Below are 18678 nucleotides of genomic sequence, written 5' to 3' on the forward strand. Positions count from 1 at the left end.
TGCACTTGAGCTCACCACTCATCAGCGCTCCGCGCACCTGCTCCAGCACTTCGGGGGCGGGCTCGGGGGGCATCATGATGGGCTCGGGCTGTGCCGCCATCGCCAACGCCTCCTGCGCCTCTCTGCGAGCTTGCTCCTGCTGCCCACGCCACATCCGGCGAAAGCGGTTCTCCTCGCCGATCAGGCTGACGAAAAAGGCGCCGAACACGTCGAGCAGCACCGAGAGGAAGCAGACCAGCAGGAACTGCACCTGGCTGATGCTCATCCCCACCCCGTCCGCCAGACTGCTCATCAGCCCCAGCATGGAAGATTGTTCGTTGACCGGCTTGGCATCGCGCTGCTGACGCAGCTCATCCTGCTGCAAGCGCAGCTTGGTGTTGGCATGCTGCAATGAGGAGACACCACTGGAGATGCGCTCCAGCTCGATGTATTTGCGGGCTGCCTCCTCGTTGAGCTGGATCTGCCGCTCGATGCTGGCGATCTGCTCGTCGAAACGGGCAAGCTCCCGTTCGTGGCGCGCCTGCTGGCTCAACACCGTATTGGTGGCGCTGTTGATGCCACCGATACTGCCGCCGATGGAGATGGCCGCCAGCACACTGTAAAACAGCAGCGACCAGAAAGCGCCACTCAGATCCCGCCGCGCCTTGCGCTCGCCGTACTCGTACCAGACGTAAAACTTGCCCAGCTCGAAGATGATGGCCAAGCCGCCGAACAACCACTTCATCAGCGGGTTGTCATCGATGGAGAGGAACAGCAGCAGGGAGAAGATAATGGAAGCCAGAATGGCCAACCCGGTGAAACTGTATACCGTCGTCAGAGCAAACCACCCCTTGGGGTAGCGCAGTGTGGAGGAGTCCTGTGTGGTCATGATGAAGGGGTGTGCTGTGCAGGAAAAGTTGGCTGCCGATTATAGTCGCCAGACTCGCCCAGAGAAGGGCAAATGACTGAATTCCTTCAGATTGGCAACCAGCTGCCCAGAGTGCGACCAAAACGGACAAATCGACAGCAGAAAAGCGATACAATCCCTCCCTGACTTGATCATGTGGTGAGATGGGGAACAGTTCCGCCCGGGTTCAGCTCCGGTCTGTACACTCATCCACCGTTGCAATTATCCGAGGCCATCATGAACAGTAAGACCACTTTGCTACTCTCCCTTCTTCTGGTTACCGGCAGCGCCGCAGCGACCCAGCAATATCAAGAGAGCAGTGGCTCCGAATTCTCCGTCGATGAGCTTAAATTCAACCTGGACTGGGATGACAAGCAGTTCGGCTGGACCCAGAACGACTGCCTCGACTTGGGGGTCGGCGAAACCGCCCCGGCCGACTGCCGGGCAGTCAAATTCAATCTGGAAGATGAAGAGAACCGCAACCAGCCGCCGCAAACCAACCAGATCCCTGCCAACTCGCAGAGTGGCCAATAACGACAGGAGTCCCCTTGCGATGACCCAAGCCAAACACAACCCCGTTATCCAGCGTGGCGCCCTGCTGCTCTCCCTGCTGATGACGCATGGCATCGCGGTTGCGGCACCGCCAAGCAAAAATAGCGATGGCATCAAGATCTCCGGTGATGACATCAAGATCAATCTCGACTGGGATGACAAAGAGTACGACTGCTGGCAGGACAACTGCCTGGATCTTGGCATTGGCGACAGCCGGATCAAACTCAACTGCGACAAGATGGATGGCAAGTACCGGGCTCACTACAACCGCAGCATCCACAGCGGCAATAACCCCGGGCAAGGTCACGACAAACAGAAGGATAAAAACAAGGGCAACGGCAAGAAGAACTGAACGCCCTCTCCAGATGCAGCAGGGGCCTGGCGCCCCAGTGCTGATTGTTTTACCAATAATTCTCCGCACTGATATTGCCCGGCGCCCGCCGCAGATTCTTGGCCAACCCCAGCGCCAGCAAGGTCTGCTGGGTCTCTTTCACCATCTCCGGATTGCCACAGACAAGCACCTGACTCAGCTCGGGTGAGAACTCCAACCCTACCCGCTGCTGCAACTGGCCGTTGGCTATCGCCGCCGGGATCCTGCCAGCCATTGCATCGGGCCAGGGCTCGCGGCTGACAAAGGGGACATAGCGAAAACGCTCGCCATATTGCTCGACAAAGCTGGCGATCAAATCCTGATAGCTCAGCTCTTCGCCTTTGCGCACCCCATGCACCAGCACCAAATTCTCGAAACGGTTGAACGCCTCACCCTCGGCCAGCATGGAGAGGAAGGGGCCGATGGCAGTGCCGGTCGAGAGCAGCCAGAGATCGCGCCCGGCGGGCACCTCATCCAGCGTCAGAAAGCCGGTAGCCTGGGATTGCACCAGCAATGTATCGCCCGCTTGCAGCGAGCCGAGGGACGGAGTCAGCTCACCACTCGGGATCTCGACCAGATAGAACTCGTGGTATGGCGCAGAGGGGGGATTGACGAAGGAGTAGGCGCGCTGAATGCGCCGCTCGCCCTGCTCAAGGGCCAGTTTGGTGAATTGACCTGCCTTGTAGGGGGCCAGATCGGCCGCTACCCGCAGGGAGAACAGAGTAGGTGTCCATTCGATGCGTTCGATGACGCGACCTTCGACCCAGGCCATAGAGATCTCCTCCAGAGGAACAGAGCTTCACTCTACCCCCGGGCCGGAAAATAAAAAACCCGCGCAAAAGCGCGGGTTTTCTCTGCAAAAGCGAATCGCTATTACAGGGCAACAACCTGGATCTGTACGGTTGCTTTAACGTCAGCGTGCAGCTGAACAGCAACTTCGTAGTCACCGGTGTTACGCAGAACGTTGCCCATACGGACTTCGCTCTTGGCAACGGCTACGCCGGCAGCAGTGATGGCTTCAGCCACGTCACGGGTACCGATGGAACCGAACAGCTTGCCTTCGTCGCCAGACTTGGAAGCGATAACCACGGTAGCCAGTTCGGCCAGCTTGGCAGCACGCTCTTCAGCAGCAGCTTTGTTGGCAGCCAGTTTGGCTTCCAGCTCAGCGCGACGAGCACCGAAAGCTTCGATGTTGGCCTTGGTGGCCATAACAGCTTTGCCTTGCGGGATCAGGTAGTTACGGGCATAACCAGATTTCACGGAAACTTGGTCACCCAGACCGCCCAGTTTGGCGATTTTGTCGAGCAGGATAACTTGCATTACCTTTCCTCTATAAATTTCGTTGAGTTAGGCTTAAGTGCCGGGCCGATTCTTACTTGTTGTGCAGATCGGTGTACGGCAGCAGAGCCAGGTAACGAGCACGCTTGATGGCGCGTGCCAGCTGACGCTGATACTTGGCGCGGGTACCGGTGATTCGGCTCGGTACGATCTTGCCAGATTCAGTGATGTAGTTTTTCAGAGTAACGATATCTTTGTAGTCGATCTCGGTAACGTTCTCGGCGGTGAAGCGGCAGAACTTACGACGACGGAAATAACGTGCCATGGCCTTTATCCTCTAGTCAGTGATCCAGAATTACTCTTCGGAAGCAGCTTCAGTAGCTTCTTCGCGGCGCTCGTCGTCACGACGGGTGAAGCGCTCTTCTTTGGCCTTGGCCATCGGAGAAACTTCAGTCACGGCGTGCTTGGTGCGCATGATCATGTTGCGGATAACGGCATCGTTGAAGCGGAAGTTGGTTTCCAGCTCATCGATAACGGCTTGCTCTGCTTCTACGTTCATCAGAACGTAGTGGGCTTTGTGCAGTTTGTCGATCGGGTAAGCCAGTTGACGACGGCCCCAATCTTCCAGGCGATGAATGGTACCACCGGAGGTGGTGATGGCGCCGGTGTAACGCTCGATCATGCCGGGAACTTGCTCGCTCTGGTCCGGATGAACCATGAAGACGATTTCGTAATGACGCATTTTAGCTCCTTACGGATTAATTCAGCCTCCGCCCAGGTGCAGCCAGACCTCGGAGGCAAGGAACATAAAGGTGTTTAGTCGCTGCTTTTCTAGGGCGGAGTATTGTACGAAATCACATCCCTCACTGCAACTGACCGCCTTAAATGTTTTTCCCGATGGAAATCATCAGAAACAACAATTGATAATGATTATCACTTAGATCTATTCTCTCTCCATATCCTTATGGAGGGTGATGCCATGCAACCCGCACTGACGACTACGATTCCAGCCCGCAAATTCAAACTGACCCTGCTCGGGCCTGCCTTTATCGCCGCCATCGGCTATATCGACCCGGGCAACTTCGCCACCAATATTCAGGCGGGCTCTACCTTTGGCTACCAGTTGCTCTGGGTGGTGGTATGGGCCAACCTGATGGCCATGCTGGTGCAGACCCTCTCGGCCAAACTTGGCATCGTCACCGGCAAGAATCTGGCGGAGCACATCCGCGACCGACTGCCGAAACCGGCGGTCTGGGCCTACTGGGTGCAGGCAGAGATCATCGCCATGGCCACCGATCTCGCCGAATTTATCGGCGCCGCAGTCGGCTTCAAGCTGCTGCTTGGCGTGACCTTGCTTGAAGGAGCCTGTATCACCGCCGTAGTGACCTGGGGGATCCTGATGTTGCAATCCCGTGGCCAGAAACCGCTGGAGTTCGTGGTCGGTGGCCTGTTGCTGTTTGTCGCGGCGGCCTACATCGTCGAGCTGATCTTCTCCCGCCCTCATCTGCCCAGCCTGCTGGAGGGCGCCCTCTTCCCCGGTCTGCCCAACAGCGATGCCGTCTATCTGGCCGCCGGTGTGCTCGGTGCCACCGTGATGCCCCACGTTATCTATCTGCACTCGGCACTGACCCAGCACACGCAGGATCAGGGCTCGGTCAGCCAGCGGCTGCACACCACCCGGGTCGATGTGGCGATTGCCATGACCATCGCCGGTTTCGTCAATCTGGCGATGATGGCGATGGCGGCCGCCGCGTTCCACAGCTCGGGCCACCAGCAGGTAGCGGAGCTGGAATCCGCCTACCAGACCCTCACTCCGCTGCTGGGTCAGGCTGCCGCCACCCTGTTTGGCCTCTCGCTGGTCGCCTCCGGCATCAGCTCTACCGTGGTGGGCACCCTGGCCGGGCAAGTGGTGATGCAGGGCTTTGTCCGCTTTACCATCCCGCTCTGGCTGCGACGCGCCATCACCATGGCTCCCGCCTTCGTGGTAATCGCCATGGGGCTCAACACCACCGAAATTCTGGTGTTGAGTCAGGTGATCCTGAGCTTTGGCATCGCGCTGGCCCTGATCCCGCTGTTGATGCTGACCGGCGATCGGGCACTGATGGGGCAACATCGTAACCATCCGGTCACACAAGCCATCGGCCGCCTTATCGTTGCGCTGGTGATCGGGCTCAACGCCTATCTGCTGGTCGCCATGATCTAGCGAACCGTCAAACCGAGAAGAGGGGCTCATTAACTCTGGTTAATGAGCCTCTTCGCACTTTGGCGTATGCTGCCGCTTTCTCTTCTCATTTATCGTTGCGGGAGCCTTGCCATGGAACATACCCGAGCCAGCTTCGTGCTGGGCCATCATCAAGAGCAGGCCAGCGTGGTCTGCTGCCAGCGTGGCGACACCACGCTGCTGGTCACCGACCTCACCCCCTTTCATCCCCAGAGCCACCTCTGGCCCGATCAGCCGGGGGATGTGGGCCATGTTCGCTGGGAAGGGGGCGAAGCAACCATTGGCCCCTGCCGGATGGGGGCCATCAGCCCGGATGGCGAGCTGTTCGTCGATACTGCCATTCCGGTCAAACGGGGCGCTGAGGGGTGGCGTTTCGTGGTGGTCCATCCGCTGACCGGTGACCATGCGCTGACCGTTGGCAGCCAGGTCGAATTGCAAGTGGATAGCGCTACCCGCCACGCCCTGAGTCTGGGTCATAGCGGCTGCCATCTGGCCGCGCTGGCGCTCAATCGAGTACTAACTCCCTACTGGCGCAAGGAGGTAAGCGAGCGTGATGCACTGGGCCAGCCCGACTTCGACCGCCTGGCTATTCAAAGCTCTCGGGTCGAGCCTTGTGGATCGCGGGAGCAGTACCGCATCGGCAAGAGCCTGCGCAAGAAGGGGGTCAACAGCGAGGCGCTGCTGGCAGATCTGGCGCTGATTGAAGAGAAGATCAACCAGCAACTGGCCGACTGGATCGCAGCCGGAGGCGAGATCCGCCGTAGCCGCGCTGGCGAGGCGATCATCGATTCCCGTTACTGGCACTGCATGCTGGAAGGCCAGGAGGTGACCATTCCCTGTGGTGGCACTCATGTTGCCTCGCTCGCCGAGTTGGGGGCGGTCAAGGTACAGCTCACACAAGTGGAAGAGGGCTTTGCCATGCTGACACGGGTCACGCCAACCGGCGCCTGAGTCGCAGACTTGACCACTCAGGGCTAACGCCCAAATTGGCAATAGAGACGTATCGCAAAGAGGGGGCATCATCATGCCCCTCAACGCCAGTCACGACGGGCCGATGCTTCTCTTTTAACCACTCCCTGATTAGAATGCGCCTCCCACAGGAGGCATATCCCCATGAGTAGTACTCAACTTCGCACCACCCCTGATCGACTTCGTTATCTGGTTCTCTACGAAGGCATCGGGCTGGCACTGGTCGCACCGCTGATCAGCCAGCTGTTCGGTCAGGGCGTCGCCGAGGTCGGTTCGCTGGCCATCTTCTTCTCCATCGTCGCCACTGCCTGGACCTACGGCTGGAACCTGTTGTTCGACAAGGAGTTGCTCAAACTGTGCGGGCGCACCAACAAACGACCACTGGACCGCTTCCTGCACGCGTTTGGCTATGAGGCGAGCTTTATGATGCTCTCCCTCCCCTGCGTCATGTTCTGGCTCGATTTGGGAGTGTGGGACGCCCTGATGCTGGATCTCGGTTTCGTCGCCTTCTACCTCGTCTACATCATGGTCTTTACCTGGGCCTATGAGCGGATCTGGCCGCTGCCATCCAACCCGCAGACGGCATAAGGCCTCAGCCGCAATAAGGCTGACAGAAGGAAAAGTCAGGAAGGACCAATAGGAAGGATGTGAGAATCCCATAAAAACAATGCCAGTCAGCAAGCTGACTGGCATTGGACAAAACAGACTTTCGGACTTACTTGACGGCGTCTTTCAGAGCCTTGCCAGCCACGAATGAAGGCACGTTAGCAGCAGCAATCTGGATCTCTTTACCAGTTTGCGGGTTACGACCGGTGCGGCCTGCGCGGTGGGTGACCTTGAAGGTGCCAAAACCGACCAGTTGCACAGCATCGCCTTCTTTCAAGCTCTGGGTAATACCATTGATGATCTCTTCCAGAGCCACTTTGGCCTGAGCTTTGCTCAGATCTGCTTTGGCGGCAATCGCATCGACAAGTTGAGCTTTGTTCATAACATTTCCTTTATGATCGGGCATTTAGCGCTGGGTCACTCTATGCAAAAAAAAACGCACAGGCAAAGCCTTTATCGAGCCGAACGCGTCAAACGCTGGGGTTTTCATCAAGATCTGCGGAAATAGTCACATTCCACACGCGAAAAACCGTGAGCAGGCCTGAAACCTGCTAGCACTCAGACACAATCCACTGACTATTTCTTCGCCACTTAACATTATCCCCCCATGGCTATTGACGCTTGCCCAGATTTTCCCTAGTTATAGGTTGTGTCACTGCTCAAACGGCTCGGAATACCGAACATTCGGCCAGCCTTTGCCCCACGGAGGGATAGGGATTATGTTGACGAAACTGGAACAGACCAAGCAGGCGCTGGCAGGCAAGCATAAGGCTATCGACGACTGGCTGGATGCAAGGCAAGCGTTGCTGGTTGGATACATGCAGCTGGCAGGCCTTACTCCGGCGCGGACCAAGCAACGCAGCCTGCCCAAAACAGAAGAGCTGCATCAGTTTTGCGACCGCCTGGTCGACTATGTCAGCGCGGGCCATTTCGAGATCTACCACCACGTCGTCACCGCCTTCGAGCAAGCCAGCGGCGAAACACTGGAGCTGGCCAAGCGCATCTATCCCCATATTCGTAACAGCACTGAATTCGCCCTCGAGTTCAACGACAAATACAGTGATGCCGACGAGGCCCAATTGCTGCTACTGGATGATGATCTCAATGAGTTGGGTCCGGTTCTGGAAGAGCGGTTCAAACAGGAGGACCGCCTGGTCAAGGCGCTTCATGTGGTGGAATCCTTGGGTACCCAGCAAGCCTGAATGCCATTTTCGGAGCAAGTTCAAGATACTGGCAACCAAGGTGGATTACACTCAGAGCAATGACCCTAGCGTCCACACTTATTGCATACAGGAGATGAGCATGTCTGAGCGCCGCCGTTTTGCACGGATCCTCTACTTGACCATGGCAGAACTCACTCAGGGGGAACAGAAGTGGCAGACCCAGCTTGTCGACGTCTCCTTGCAGGGAGCCCTGCTGATCCGCCCCGACGAGTGGGAGAGTCGTGACAACAAGGAGTACCAGCTCAGCTTTATCCTGAGCGGTAGCGATATCGAGATCAAAATGCAGGTCGAGCTGACCCACGAAGCCAGCAAGAAGCTGGGTTTCTACTGCCACCACATCGATATCGACAGCGCCACCCACCTCAAGCGGATGATAGAGCTTAACGTCGGCGACGAAGAGCTGCTCCACCGCGAGCTGGAACAACTGCTGAGCGAACATCTGGAACATAGCCAGCCCTGATGGCAGGTTCCAGCCCATAAAAAAGAGCGCCGAGGCGCTCTTTTTCCGTTGTGCTGTTGTATCGATTGCAATGCTGAGGGATTACAGCGCCTCGAGTGCCTCAGACAGCTTCTTGACCGGCACTACTTCCATCCCTTCGATGGGATGCTTGGGGGCATTGGCGTGCGGCACGATGGCACGGCGGAAACCGTGCTTGGCCGCCTCCTGCAACCGCTCCTGGCCGGACGGCACCGGGCGAATTTCACCGGAAAGACCCACTTCGCCGAACACCACCAGATCCTTGGGCAGCGCCTGGTCCCGGAAGCTGGAGACCATCGCTAGCAGCAGCGCCAAGTCCGCACTGGTCTCCTCGACCTTGACCCCGCCGACCACGTTGATGAAGACATCCTGATCCGCCATCTGCAGCCCGCCGTGACGGTGCAGCACCGCCAGCAACATGGCGAGCCTGTTGTGATCCATCCCCACCGCCACCCTGCGCGGGTTGGAGAGCTGGGAGTAATCCACCAGCGCCTGCAACTCCACCAGCAGCGGTCGGGTGCCCTCCCAGATCACCATGACGATGGAACCGGGCGCCTGCTCCTGCCCCCGGCTGAGGAAGATGGCGGAGGGGTTGCTCACCTCGCGCATCCCCTGCTCGGTCATGGCAAAAACCCCCAGCTCGTTGACCGCACCAAAGCGGTTCTTGTGGGAGCGCAGAGTCCGAAAACGGGAGTCATGGCCACCGTCAAGCAGCACAGAGCAGTCGATACAGTGCTCCAGCACCTTGGGACCTGCCAGACTGCCATCCTTGGTCACATGGCCCACCATAAAGATGGCTACATGATTCTGCTTAGCGTAGCGGGTCAGCAGCGCCGCCGCTTCGCGCACCTGTGAGACAGAACCGGGGGACGATTGCACATCCGCCACATGCATCACCTGAATGGAGTCGATCACCATGATCTGCGGCTGCTCCTGCTGGGCAATCAGGCAGATCTGCTCGACGCTGGTCTCGGAAAGCATCCGCAGCTTGTCGGTGGGCAGCCCAAGGCGGTTGGCCCGCATCGCGACTTGCTGGAGCGACTCCTCGCCGGTGACATAGAGGGTTTTCATCCGCTCTGCAAGACCACACATGGTCTGCAGCAGCAGGGTGGACTTGCCCGCCCCCGGGTTGCCGCCGATCAGAATGGCCGAGCCTGGCACCACACCGCCACCAAGCACCCGATCCAGCTCCTTGAAACCTGAGGTAAAACGGGGAATTTCGGTGGTGGCGATCTCTGCCAGTGTCTGTACCTGACTGCCGACCGCGCCGGCATAACCGGAGTAACGGGCACTCTTGCCAGCGGGGCTCACCGAACCGAGGCGCACCTCGGTAATGGTATTCCACTCTTTGCACTCGCTGCATTGACCTTGCCAGCGTGTGAAGTCGGCACCACATTCGGAACAAACATAAGCAGTTTTATTTTTGGCCATTGATAACTCGGGGACAGGATGAATTCCTGCTTGATATACTTGTTTGCGACCGACAGATCAAACCCAGAATCGGAAAAGTGACTTTCCGTGGCAGGAACAAATGGATTCAGAACACCAGCAACATCTGATTGAACAACTCGTCCCCTTGCTGCGGGAGAAAGATTTCGAGGAGATCTTCAACCGCATGACCCAGGAGGAAAACAGCAACAGCCGTTTTCTGATCAAGATGGAGCTCAAGCGCAAGTGCTCCCCCTGCCGCAGGGTCATCGACATGCGCGATGAGCTGGAGGATGAGTGCCTGGTGCATGAGTTCGACGGCATCACTCACTTCATGCCCGCCGATGCGATTGCCCTGTTCCAGTCCCAGTGCTATCTCTACCGCGATATCTATACCCTCGGTGTCTACGAGGCGCTGCAACAGTGGCAAAAACAGCACCACAACGCCCGCGTGGATGGTCAGCTGTCGCCGCCGGCCAGCCCCTTCCGGCAATATGATGTCAACACCATTGCCTTTGCCAGCTACTACGGCCGCCGTCAGGAGCGGATGCACTTCAGCTCGCCGGTGCTGATCAAGTTTCAGGATGGTGAGAAGCTGTTCGCCAAGAGTTCAGATCTCTCGCTGGGTGGCATGCGGGTCTCGGTTCCCTATCTGCCGAACTATCACACCGGCGCCCAGGTGGAGGTCTTCTTTACCGGACTGGAGCGGGACACCCCTAATCCGGTGCTGCACCAGCCGGTCGGCTATCAGATCCTTGGCGAAGAGAGCAAAGAGGGGAAATACTGGCTGCGGCTGGTGCGCTCCGGCGAACAGCCCGCCTTTGATGCCTTCCTCAGCGACTTTATCGATGCCAACAAGATCCGCTATCGGGTCAGCGTCGACTATCTGCTCTCCGCCGCCATCATCAAGGGGTATGAGCAGTTCTACCTGCCGCGGATGACCGGCATGCCGCTCTTCTTCGGCACAGGCGACAGCCCCAATCTCGAGATTGCCCTGCGTACCGAGAACAACCAGCACCTGCTGGAGTATTGGCGCGATGAAAAAAACCGCGATGCCCTCGCGGGGCTTTTCAGCGCAGAGCGGATGAAACGGCTTTGCCCGGCCCCCGGAACCACCACCGAGACCATCATCTACTGCTTTACCCACACGGTGCGCAGCCACATCTACTTCTTTTCCGCCACCGCCGAGGAGCTGCGCCAGAGTGGCCTCACCGCCCTCTTCTTCCAGGTGGGCTCACGCCGCCCCAGCTGGCGTGTCTACAAGTTCACGCTGGAGGCATGCGATCTCGTCGAGGCGGATGTGGGGCAACTACAGGGGCAGGACAACCCGCAGTTACAAGACATCCTGCTGCTCGAGCGGCTCAAGCAGATCGGCTATTGCGGCCTGCTGCAGGAGATCGGTCTGGAGTCCCAGCGGGAAGAGTTCCACCAGGAAGGAGTCAGCAACAACGCCAACGAGCTGCAACGCTTTGGTCACGAACAGGGGGTTGCCCCGTTCGAGATCGAGACCCTGCACTATGTTCAGCTGCGCAAGGAGTCGCGCTACATCCACAAGACCGCGGTCGCCATCCATCACAACGGCAAATCCTGGATCGGCTGGACCCGCGACATCTCGACTCACGGCCTGCAAATCGAGCTGGAAGATGCCTTTATCGGCGAGAAAAACGATGTGGTGACCATCGCCCTGCCCCGCCTGCAGGAGCTCTCCAAGAGCATGGACCTGCAGCGCCTCTCCTACCGGCTGGTCAGCCTCAACATGACCCGCACCGTGCTGCACCTCTGCATCGAAGGGGATTCGGATCGCCATACCGGCCGCCAGTTCTTCAGCCTGCTGATCGAGAGCAACCAGAACAAGCTCAAGGCGGCGCAGGAGCAGCGCCGCTATCGCGGGCTGGCGCGGGCCCTGCGCAACATCTACACCCACCACCTGTTCAACTCGCCAGTCTATGTCAACAAGCTGAAAGGCGCGCCCAAACCGGCCTCCATCGGCAAATCCCTGCAACCGCGCAGTCTGCAGCGCCTGCTGCAAGCCTGTGCCGAGCTACCGGAGCAGGAGAACCTCTATCCGCTGTTTCAGGGGGAGCTGCTCAAGGAGCTGCTCATGAACCCGCTGCGCGCCATCGAGCGGGAGGACAAACCGAGAGAAGATGAGGTCTATATCGCCAGCATCCAGACCAAGGCCGGTCTGCCCATCTTCAGCAGCCGGCTGGCCAGCAGCTTTGCCAATGTCAAAGAGAAGCGTCAGTTCATCGAGCTGGCGCAGCAACAGGGGGAGTTCTACTCGGTGCTGGTCGGCATCTCCCGTACCGGACGGCCCGACACCAACTTCATCGCCAACGAGCTGGACTACATCGCCAAGTTCGCCATCCACAAGGCACGCAAGCTGGAAGAGGAGCTCTGGAGCGTGGTGGGGGTGGGCGAACTGACCGATACCACCCAGGCCACCCTGTTCCGCTTTGGCATCACGCCGCCGCTGAACTGAAGATCCGGAAACAGACAAAAATGAAACAGGGCGCGCGAGGCGCCCTGTTTTTTGTCATGCCGCCTGCGGGTTGAGCAGCCAATCGAGGATCTGGGGGAAGTGATCCTCCTGGGCCTGCGGGGCGGTCAGCATATTGATGTGGTCATAATCGAGGCGGTTGCCATTGTCCCGCCCCAATCGGGTGTGACGTGTGGCCGACCCCATCTCGTCGCTGAAGCGGCGCACATCGGTCGGGTGACCCAGCACCTTGTCCGCTTTGGCCGAGATCATCCAGAGCGGTGGCCAGTTGACCCGTGCCGCCGCCTCGTCATAGGCAAAACCGTCGTGAGGATCCTGCCAGGGGCCGCACTTGACCCAGGGGATGGTCTCCTGCAGATAGCGCAGCGGCTCGTCGTCAGCACCGATCTTCAGATTGCGAGCCGCCAGAAAACCACGGCGGCGAGCCAGCCAGGGGGCCAGCCGATTCCAGATCAGGTCCACCTTCAGCCAGCGCTCGGGATTGTGCACCGACACGCCGCGCTTGGTGCCAAAAAACAGCAGACTGGCCACCTGCTCCGCCAGTTCGGGAAAGCGCACCAGCGTGGAGGCCATGATGACGCCGCCCCAGGAGTGGGCCACCCAGTGCACCTTGAAGCCGTGATGGCGCTCGGCAATCCCGTGCTGCAGGGCGGGCAGATCCTCGGTGATCAGCTCATGCTGACCGTGCTCCGCCTGCTCGGCGATAGCCGGGGTACTGAGCCCCCGCCCCCGCAAATCAGCCACATAAACCTGATAGCCATGGCGGGCCAGAAAGCAGGCCAACCCTTTGCCCGACTCGGTATAGAAAATCCGCCCATTCTCGATGGCGCCGTGCACCATCAGGATCGGCTCGCCATGCACGGCGACCCGGGGTTTGATGTGGCGCACATGCAATTGATGGCCACCACAGGGGATAAACAGAGACTGCTGCAACAATTCCATTTTTATGGGTTTCCTCCTTGAAACACTGTCAGCGCTTGCCCCAGCGTTGCTCGCTGCAGGCCCACGCCGCCAGCAGGCAGATCACCCCCTCCAGATCGTGATGATTGAGGGTGGCCGCCGCCTGCGCCCGCACCAGCGGCTTGGCGTGAATGGCGATGCCAAGGCCCGCGACCCCCATCATCTTGAGATCGTTGGCACCATCGCCGATGGCCACGGTCTGTGCGGCAGCAATGCCGTACTCCTGAGCAAGCTGCTGCAACACCTCGGCCTTGACGCTGGCGTCGACGATACGCCCGCTCACCTTGCCGGTCAGCTGACCCCCTTCCACCGCCAGCTCGTTGGCGAAGATGGCATCGAGCTTCAGCTCGCGCTGCAACTGGCCAGCAAAACGGGTAAAACCGCCAGAGGCGATGGCCACCTTCCAACCCGCCCCTTTGAGGGTATCGACCATCAGCTGCAAGCCCGGCATCCAGGGCATCCATGCCGCCACCTCGTCGAGAATGGTGACCGGCGCCCCTGCCAGCAGGGCCACCCGATTGCGCAGGCTGTCGGAAAACTCCAGCTTGCCCTGCATGGCAGCAGCTGTTACCGCCGCCACCTGATCGCCGACCCCCGCTAGCCGCGCGATCTCGTCGATGCACTCGATGCAGATCGCGGTGGAGTCCATGTCCATCACCAGCAGGCCGGGCTCGTTCAGGGTCGGTAGCGCGGGCAGATGGCAGAGATCGATCTCCCACTCACCGCTCTTGAGCTCGGCCACCAACTCGGCAGAGAAGCGATCGCAGCCAAGCAGCAGCAACGGCACGCCTGCCACCTCGGTGGGAGGATAGAGGGTGGCCGCCAACCCCTCCGCTGCCAACAAAGGCGACAGACGCGCCAGATGGGAGGCGCCCAGCCCCTTGCCAAACAGCACCAGCCAGCCGCCCGCCTGCGGGGTCTCTGTCGGTTGCAACGCATCTGCGTTGAGCTGCCAACAGGGTGAGCCGGACAACAACGCGGGCCAATCGGATAACAGAGGGGGGAGCCGGGACAACAACATAAGGGATACGCCTTCCTTGGTGATCAGGGGGTTAACAATGCTGGCCCAGAGTAGCGTATTGCTTTTTGTACAGGCAAGCGCCAAGATCCCGCCACTCCTTGTTACCAGAGGTCTTACGCTTGCAGCGTCATCTTCCCATTAAACGTGTTCTCAGCCTGGGTGCCGGTATCCTGCTCGGATGCTGGGTGCTCGGTGTGCTCATTCATATGCAGGGTGAAAGCCAGGCCTCGCTGCACAGCGAAGCGCGCAACCGGGCACAGGCGCTGGTCGCCTATGCTGCCCGCGACATGAAGCGCTGGATCAAGGAGGAGAAGAGCAGCGAGCTGGAGCGTCTGGCTCGGGATCTGGCGGCGGAGCCGGAGATCCTCGATGCCACCCTCTACGACGGACGCGGCATTCCCCTCGCCCAATCGGAGCAGGCGGTGCCACTGGAGAGCCTGCTGCCCATCGGCAGCGATAACAAGTCACTGCCGGAGCAGGGAAAGGGGCGGATCCAGTTCGTACAGGAGATCCGGGATGGCGAGCAGACCATCGGCTTCCTGCGCATCACCCTGGAAGAGCAGCAGATGCTGGCAGACAAGGACACCCGGCTCAAGGTGGTGCAGGAGAAACAGCGCCTGATGCTGCTGGTAGCCCTGCTGGCCGGGGTGCTCATATCCTACGGCGTACGCCGCAACTACATGCGGGTGCGCAAGCACAAGAAAAAGAGTACGCCCCCCGCGCCGCCTCCGGAAAACTGATGGCGCAACCAATGAGCAGATACAAAAACGGCGGCCAGAAGGCCGCCGTTTCTTATTCGCAAGGGAATTACTTGTCGCCCAGCAGGACGGAATCCAGTGCGATCTCGATCATGTCGTTGAAGGTCAGCTGACGCTCTTCAGAGGTGGTCTGCTCACCGGTACGGATATGGTCGGAGACGGTGCAGATGGTCAGTGCCTTGGCACCGTACTCTGCGGCCACGCCGTAGATACCGGCGGCTTCCATCTCGACACCCAGGATGCCGTATTTTTCCATGACGTCGAACATGGAGGGGTCCGGAGTGTAGAACAGGTCGGCGGAGAAGATGTTACCGACGCGCACGGCAACACCCTTGTTCTTGGCGGCCTGCACAGCATTGGCAACCAGGTCGAAGTCGGCGATGGCAGCGAAGTCGTGATCTTTGAAGCGCAGACGGTTTACTTTGGAATCGGTGCAGGCACCCATACCGATCACCACGTCACGCAGTTTCACGTCTTCACGCACGGCGCCACAGGAGCCCACACGGATCAGGGTCTTCACACCGTAATCGGTGATCAGCTCTTTGGCGTAGATGGAGCAGGAGGGGATACCCATGCCGTGACCCATGACGGAGATACGACGGCCCTTGTAGGTACCGGTAAAGCCGAACATGTTGCGCACGTCGCAGATCTGCTCGACGTTCTCCAGGAAAGTTTCAGCGATGTACTTGGCGCGCAGGGGGTCGCCCGGCATCAGCACGGTATCAGCAAAGGCGCCATCTTTCGCATTGATATGAGGAGTTGCCATTCTCTTGATTCCTTCACACTAGGTTGAGTTTTATTGTTTTATAAATTGCCCGCCGCCGAAGTGGCGGGCGGGTAAATTACAGGAAGCTGGTACCGTACGCCAGTTTCGGCAGGCCGTGATAAGCCGCGATGCTCTGGCCGATATCGGCAAAGGTCTCACGACGACCAACGGAGCCAGCCTTGACCGGCTTGCCGAAGAACAGCACCGGAATGTATTCGCGGGTATGGTCGGTGCCACCCCAGGTCGGGTCGCAGCCGTGGTCGGCAGTCAGCACCACCACGTCGTCATCCTGCAGCAGATCAAACAGCTCCGGCAGGCGGGAATCGAAATACTCCAGCGCACCGGCATAACCGGCAACGTCACGACGGTGGCCGTAGGAGGAGTCGAAGTCGACGAAGTTGGTGAAGACGATGGTGTTGTCACCGGCCGCTTTCACCTCTTCCAGCGTGCGATCCCACAACTCGGTCAGACCGGTCCCTTTCACCTGCTTGGTGATGCCCTGCTGGGCATAGATGTCGGCAATCTTGCCGATGGAGACCACCTGACCGCCCGCATCTTTCATGTAATCCAGCACGGTCGGCGCCGGCGGCAGCACTGAGTAGTCGTGACGGTTGCCGGTACGCTTGAAGTTGCCCTTGCCACTGCCCACGAACGGACGCGCAATCACGCGGCCGATGTTGTAGGGCTCCAGCAGCTCGCGCACGATGTGGCACAGCTCATAGAGCTTCTCGAGGCCGTAGGTCTCTTCGTGGCAGGCAATCTGGAACACGGAGTCGGCAGAGGTGTAGAGGATCGGCTTGCCGGTCTTCATGTGCTCTTCGCCCAGATCGTCCAGCACCTGGGTACCGGAAGCGTGGCAGTTGCCCAGATAGCCAGGCAGACCAGCCTTCTCGACGATGGCGTCCAGCAGCTCCTGCGGGAAGCTGTTGTGGTGATCCTTGAAGTAGCCCCACTCGAACAGCACGGGCACACCGGCGATCTCCCAGTGACCGGACGGGGTATCCTTGCCGGAGGAGAGCTCCTGAGCAAAGCCGTAGGCACCGACCACCTCGATATCTTTCTTCAGCCCTTCCGGGAAGTAGCCGGAGGCCTGCTCGCAGGCGTGGCCCAGACCCAGCTTGTTGAGGTTGGGCAGATTGAGGGCACCACGGCCTTCAATTTCACCTGCCGCACACGCCTTGGCGATATGGCCAAGGGTGTTGGCGCCCACATCTCCGAACTTGTCGGCGTCGGCAGCTGCGCCAATACCGAAAGAGTCCATCATCAGAATAAAGGTACGTTTCATGGGTCTTCCCCTTGTTACAAATCGGCCAGGGTGATACGGCGGTACACTTCAGGCAGTGCCTCCGGCCGCTCGCCACCAATCCGGACAGCCGCCTGCACCATGCTGGCAGCCTGAGCATATTGCTCTTCAGTCTGAGCGTGGATCATCGCGATCGGCTTCTCAGCATCGACGCTCTGACCCAGGCGGATAAAGTCGGTCAGACCGACCGCATAATCAAGTTTGTCACCGGCAGCGCGGCGCCCCCCGCCCATCGCCACCACGGCCAGCCCCAGCTCGCGGGTATCCATGGCGGTCACGAAACCGCTGTTGGCCGCGAAAACCGGGCGGACGATGGCTGCCTTGGGCAGGTAAGCGTCGTAACGCTCCATAAAATCGGCCGGGCCACCGAGACCAGTCACCATGCGACCGAAGATCTCGGCAGCCTTGCCGTTATCCAGCACCGCCTGCAGCTTGGCGCGGGCATCGCGCTCGTCGCTGGCCAAGCCTGCAGAGATAAGCATCTCGGCGCACAGCGCCATGGTCACTTCGTGGATCCGCGGGTTGCGGTATTCACCGGTCAGGTAGCGCACCGCTTCACGCACTTCCACCGCGTTACCGGCGCTGGAGGCCAGCACCTGGTTCATATCGGTCAAGAGCGCAGAGGTGCGGCAACCGGCACCGTTGGCCACGGCCACAATGCTCTTGGCCAGCTCTTCGGAGGCTTCAAAAGTCGGCATAAAGGCGCCGGAGCCCACTTTCACATCCATCACCAGCGCTTCGAGCCCAGAGGCGAGCTTCTTGGAGAGGATGGAGCCGGTGATCATGGCAATGGATTCGACGGTGGCAGTGATGTCCCGTACTGCATAGATACGCTTGTCAGCGGGGGCCAGATCGCCGGTCTGACCGATGATGGCGACACCCGCCTCTTTCACCACTTTCAGGAAACGGTCGTTGTCGACCGAGGTCTGGTAACCGGGAATGGCATCCAGTTTATCGAGGGTACCGCCGGTGTGGCCCAGGCCACGGCCGGAGATCATCGGCACGAAACCGCCACACGCAGCGACCATCGGGCCAAGCATCAGAGAGACCACATCACCCACACCACCGGTGGAGTGTTTGTCGACAATCGGGCCACCCAGATTGAGGTGATCCCAGGTCAGCACCATGCCGGAGTCGCGCATGGCGCAGGTCAGGGCAACCCGCTCATCCATGGTCATGTCTTTGAAGTAGACCGCCATCGCCAGGGCGGCGATCTGCCCCTCACCGATGGTGTTGTTGGTAATGCCCTGAACGAAGAATTGAATTTCTTGGGTACTGAGCGCTTCACCGTTGCGCTTCTTGCGAATAATTTCTTGAGGCAAAAACATCTTTCATTCCCTCCGCCATTGCTGGCGTTAC

The 18678-nt window shown here is 59.3% G+C and carries 21 protein-coding genes; 9 read left to right on the forward strand and 12 right to left on the reverse strand.

What is annotated here, in order from left to right:
* The coding region (locus DBR30_RS19530; RefSeq protein WP_375135864.1) for a Preprotein translocase subunit SecY at positions 1-868 on the reverse strand (868 nt) is incomplete at its 3' end.
* Between the two features lie 255 nt (positions 869-1123).
* On the opposite strand from DBR30_RS19530, the gene DBR30_RS19535 reads away from it, so the two are divergent.
* Together DBR30_RS19535 and DBR30_RS19540 are read left to right on the forward strand one after the other, a co-directional pair.
* On the forward strand, positions 1124-1420 hold the full coding sequence (locus DBR30_RS19535) for a hypothetical protein (RefSeq protein ID WP_021229026.1): 297 nt from the start codon (positions 1124-1126) through the stop codon (positions 1418-1420).
* Positions 1421-1439: 19 nt separating this feature from the next.
* Positions 1440-1790, forward strand: a complete 351-nt coding sequence (locus tag DBR30_RS19540) for a hypothetical protein (RefSeq protein ID WP_181363635.1) — start codon at positions 1440-1442, stop codon at positions 1788-1790.
* Positions 1791-1839: 49 nt separating this feature from the next.
* On the opposite strand, the gene DBR30_RS19545 is transcribed toward DBR30_RS19540, so the two are convergent.
* The 4 genes from DBR30_RS19545 to rpsF form a co-directional block, all read right to left on the reverse strand.
* Positions 1840-2580, reverse strand: coding sequence for a ferredoxin--NADP reductase (locus DBR30_RS19545; RefSeq protein ID WP_108540895.1), 741 nt, complete (start codon positions 2578-2580; stop codon positions 1840-1842).
* A 101-nt stretch (positions 2581-2681) separates the two neighbouring features.
* Positions 2682-3128: a 50S ribosomal protein L9 gene (gene rplI, locus DBR30_RS19550; RefSeq protein ID WP_005340490.1), complete on the reverse strand. Its 447-nt coding sequence runs from the start codon at positions 3126-3128 to the stop codon at positions 2682-2684.
* Positions 3129-3180: 52 nt separating this feature from the next.
* Positions 3181-3411 carry a 30S ribosomal protein S18 gene (rpsR, locus tag DBR30_RS19555; protein WP_005308890.1) on the reverse strand — a complete coding sequence of 77 codons (231 nt, stop codon included), beginning with the start codon at positions 3409-3411 and terminating at the stop codon, positions 3181-3183.
* Between the two features lie 30 nt (positions 3412-3441).
* On the reverse strand, positions 3442-3828 hold the full coding sequence (gene rpsF, locus DBR30_RS19560; RefSeq protein ID WP_005308887.1) for a 30S ribosomal protein S6: 387 nt from the start codon (positions 3826-3828) through the stop codon (positions 3442-3444).
* 237 nt (positions 3829-4065) lie between these two features.
* On the opposite strand from rpsF, the gene DBR30_RS19565 reads away from it, so the two are divergent.
* The 3 genes from DBR30_RS19565 (at position 4066) to DBR30_RS19575 (ending at position 6864) form a co-directional block, all read left to right on the forward strand.
* Entirely contained in the window at positions 4066-5289 is a 1224-nt protein-coding gene (locus DBR30_RS19565) for an Nramp family divalent metal transporter (protein WP_005358049.1), read from the forward strand.
* Positions 5290-5400: 111 nt separating this feature from the next.
* Positions 5401-6258, forward strand: coding sequence for a hypothetical protein (locus tag DBR30_RS19570; RefSeq protein WP_108540896.1), 858 nt, complete (start codon positions 5401-5403; stop codon positions 6256-6258).
* A 162-nt stretch (positions 6259-6420) separates the two neighbouring features.
* Positions 6421-6864 (forward strand): PACE efflux transporter, encoded by a 444-nt coding sequence (locus tag DBR30_RS19575; RefSeq protein ID WP_108540897.1) that lies wholly within the window; start codon positions 6421-6423, stop codon positions 6862-6864.
* A gap of 127 nt (positions 6865-6991) precedes the next feature.
* Here the strand turns inward: DBR30_RS19575 and hupA are convergent, their stop codons facing one another.
* Complete coding sequence (hupA, locus tag DBR30_RS19580) at positions 6992-7264, reverse strand: nucleoid-associated protein HU-alpha (RefSeq protein ID WP_005340484.1); 273 nt, start codon at positions 7262-7264, stop codon at positions 6992-6994.
* Between the two features lie 337 nt (positions 7265-7601).
* On the opposite strand from hupA, the gene rsd reads away from it, so the two are divergent.
* Together rsd and DBR30_RS19590 are read left to right on the forward strand one after the other, a co-directional pair.
* Positions 7602-8084, forward strand: coding sequence for a sigma D regulator (gene rsd / locus DBR30_RS19585; RefSeq protein WP_108540898.1), 483 nt, complete (start codon positions 7602-7604; stop codon positions 8082-8084).
* A gap of 100 nt (positions 8085-8184) precedes the next feature.
* Entirely contained in the window at positions 8185-8565 is a 381-nt protein-coding gene (locus DBR30_RS19590) for a PilZ domain-containing protein (RefSeq protein ID WP_108540899.1), read from the forward strand.
* A gap of 81 nt (positions 8566-8646) precedes the next feature.
* Here DBR30_RS19590 and radA read toward each other — a convergent pair whose 3' ends face one another.
* Positions 8647-10014, reverse strand: coding sequence for a DNA repair protein RadA (gene radA / locus DBR30_RS19595; RefSeq protein WP_005348973.1), 1368 nt, complete (start codon positions 10012-10014; stop codon positions 8647-8649).
* Positions 10015-10114: 100 nt separating this feature from the next.
* Between radA and DBR30_RS19600 the strand changes: the two genes are divergently transcribed.
* Complete coding sequence (locus DBR30_RS19600) at positions 10115-12493, forward strand: PilZ domain-containing protein (RefSeq protein ID WP_019445559.1); 2379 nt, start codon at positions 10115-10117, stop codon at positions 12491-12493.
* Between the two features lie 54 nt (positions 12494-12547).
* Here the strand turns inward: DBR30_RS19600 and DBR30_RS19605 are convergent, their stop codons facing one another.
* Both DBR30_RS19605 and serB read right to left on the reverse strand, forming a co-directional pair.
* A complete protein-coding gene (locus DBR30_RS19605) occupies positions 12548-13453 on the reverse strand; it encodes an alpha/beta fold hydrolase (protein ID WP_108540900.1) in 906 nt (301 codons plus the stop codon).
* A 28-nt stretch (positions 13454-13481) separates the two neighbouring features.
* On the reverse strand, positions 13482-14492 hold the full coding sequence (gene serB, locus DBR30_RS19610) for a phosphoserine phosphatase SerB (protein ID WP_108588492.1): 1011 nt from the start codon (positions 14490-14492) through the stop codon (positions 13482-13484).
* A gap of 119 nt (positions 14493-14611) precedes the next feature.
* Between serB and DBR30_RS19615 the strand changes: the two genes are divergently transcribed.
* Positions 14612-15232 (forward strand): YtjB family periplasmic protein, encoded by a 621-nt coding sequence (locus tag DBR30_RS19615; protein ID WP_005348965.1) that lies wholly within the window; start codon positions 14612-14614, stop codon positions 15230-15232.
* Positions 15233-15299: 67 nt separating this feature from the next.
* On the opposite strand, the gene deoD is transcribed toward DBR30_RS19615, so the two are convergent.
* The 3 genes from deoD to deoA form a co-directional block, all read right to left on the reverse strand.
* Positions 15300-16016: a purine-nucleoside phosphorylase gene (gene deoD, locus DBR30_RS19620; protein ID WP_005340471.1), complete on the reverse strand. Its 717-nt coding sequence runs from the start codon at positions 16014-16016 to the stop codon at positions 15300-15302.
* 76 nt (positions 16017-16092) lie between these two features.
* Positions 16093-17301: a phosphopentomutase gene (locus DBR30_RS19625; protein ID WP_108541626.1), complete on the reverse strand. Its 1209-nt coding sequence runs from the start codon at positions 17299-17301 to the stop codon at positions 16093-16095.
* Between the two features lie 14 nt (positions 17302-17315).
* On the reverse strand, positions 17316-18647 hold the full coding sequence (deoA, locus tag DBR30_RS19630; protein WP_108541627.1) for a thymidine phosphorylase: 1332 nt from the start codon (positions 18645-18647) through the stop codon (positions 17316-17318).
* Positions 18648-18678 lie beyond the last annotated feature (31 nt).

Source organism: Aeromonas sp. HMWF017, from assembly GCF_003061465.1.
Classification (GTDB): domain Bacteria; phylum Pseudomonadota; class Gammaproteobacteria; order Enterobacterales; family Aeromonadaceae; genus Aeromonas; species Aeromonas veronii.

What these genes read in the sequence shown, in the direction of transcription:
- DBR30_RS19535 (WP_021229026.1), top strand. Translation starts at nt 1,124, where the DNA reads ATGAACAGTAAGACCACTTTGCTACTCTCCCTTCTTCTGGTTACCGGC.
- DBR30_RS19540 (WP_181363635.1), top strand. Translation starts at nt 1,440, where the DNA reads ATGACCCAAGCCAAACACAACCCCGTTATCCAGCGTGGCGCCCTGCTG.
- DBR30_RS19545 (WP_108540895.1), bottom strand. Translation starts at nt 2,580, where the DNA reads ATGGCCTGGGTCGAAGGTCGCGTCATCGAACGCATCGAATGGACACCT.
- rplI (WP_005340490.1), bottom strand. Translation starts at nt 3,128, where the DNA reads ATGCAAGTTATCCTGCTCGACAAAATCGCCAAACTGGGCGGTCTGGGT.
- rpsR (WP_005308890.1), bottom strand. Translation starts at nt 3,411, where the DNA reads ATGGCACGTTATTTCCGTCGTCGTAAGTTCTGCCGCTTCACCGCCGAG.
- rpsF (WP_005308887.1), bottom strand. Translation starts at nt 3,828, where the DNA reads ATGCGTCATTACGAAATCGTCTTCATGGTTCATCCGGACCAGAGCGAG.
- DBR30_RS19565 (WP_005358049.1), top strand. Translation starts at nt 4,066, where the DNA reads ATGCAACCCGCACTGACGACTACGATTCCAGCCCGCAAATTCAAACTG.
- DBR30_RS19570 (WP_108540896.1), top strand. Translation starts at nt 5,401, where the DNA reads ATGGAACATACCCGAGCCAGCTTCGTGCTGGGCCATCATCAAGAGCAG.
- DBR30_RS19575 (WP_108540897.1), top strand. Translation starts at nt 6,421, where the DNA reads ATGAGTAGTACTCAACTTCGCACCACCCCTGATCGACTTCGTTATCTG.
- hupA (WP_005340484.1), bottom strand. Translation starts at nt 7,264, where the DNA reads ATGAACAAAGCTCAACTTGTCGATGCGATTGCCGCCAAAGCAGATCTG.
- rsd (WP_108540898.1), top strand. Translation starts at nt 7,602, where the DNA reads ATGTTGACGAAACTGGAACAGACCAAGCAGGCGCTGGCAGGCAAGCAT.
- DBR30_RS19590 (WP_108540899.1), top strand. Translation starts at nt 8,185, where the DNA reads ATGTCTGAGCGCCGCCGTTTTGCACGGATCCTCTACTTGACCATGGCA.
- radA (WP_005348973.1), bottom strand. Translation starts at nt 10,014, where the DNA reads ATGGCCAAAAATAAAACTGCTTATGTTTGTTCCGAATGTGGTGCCGAC.
- DBR30_RS19600 (WP_019445559.1), top strand. Translation starts at nt 10,115, where the DNA reads ATGGATTCAGAACACCAGCAACATCTGATTGAACAACTCGTCCCCTTG.
- DBR30_RS19605 (WP_108540900.1), bottom strand. Translation starts at nt 13,453, where the DNA reads ATGGAATTGTTGCAGCAGTCTCTGTTTATCCCCTGTGGTGGCCATCAA.
- serB (WP_108588492.1), bottom strand. Translation starts at nt 14,492, where the DNA reads ATGTTGTTGTCCCGGCTCCCCCCTCTGTTATCCGATTGGCCCGCGTTG.
- deoD (WP_005340471.1), bottom strand. Translation starts at nt 16,016, where the DNA reads ATGGCAACTCCTCATATCAATGCGAAAGATGGCGCCTTTGCTGATACC.
- DBR30_RS19625 (WP_108541626.1), bottom strand. Translation starts at nt 17,301, where the DNA reads ATGAAACGTACCTTTATTCTGATGATGGACTCTTTCGGTATTGGCGCA.
- deoA (WP_108541627.1), bottom strand. Translation starts at nt 18,647, where the DNA reads ATGTTTTTGCCTCAAGAAATTATTCGCAAGAAGCGCAACGGTGAAGCG.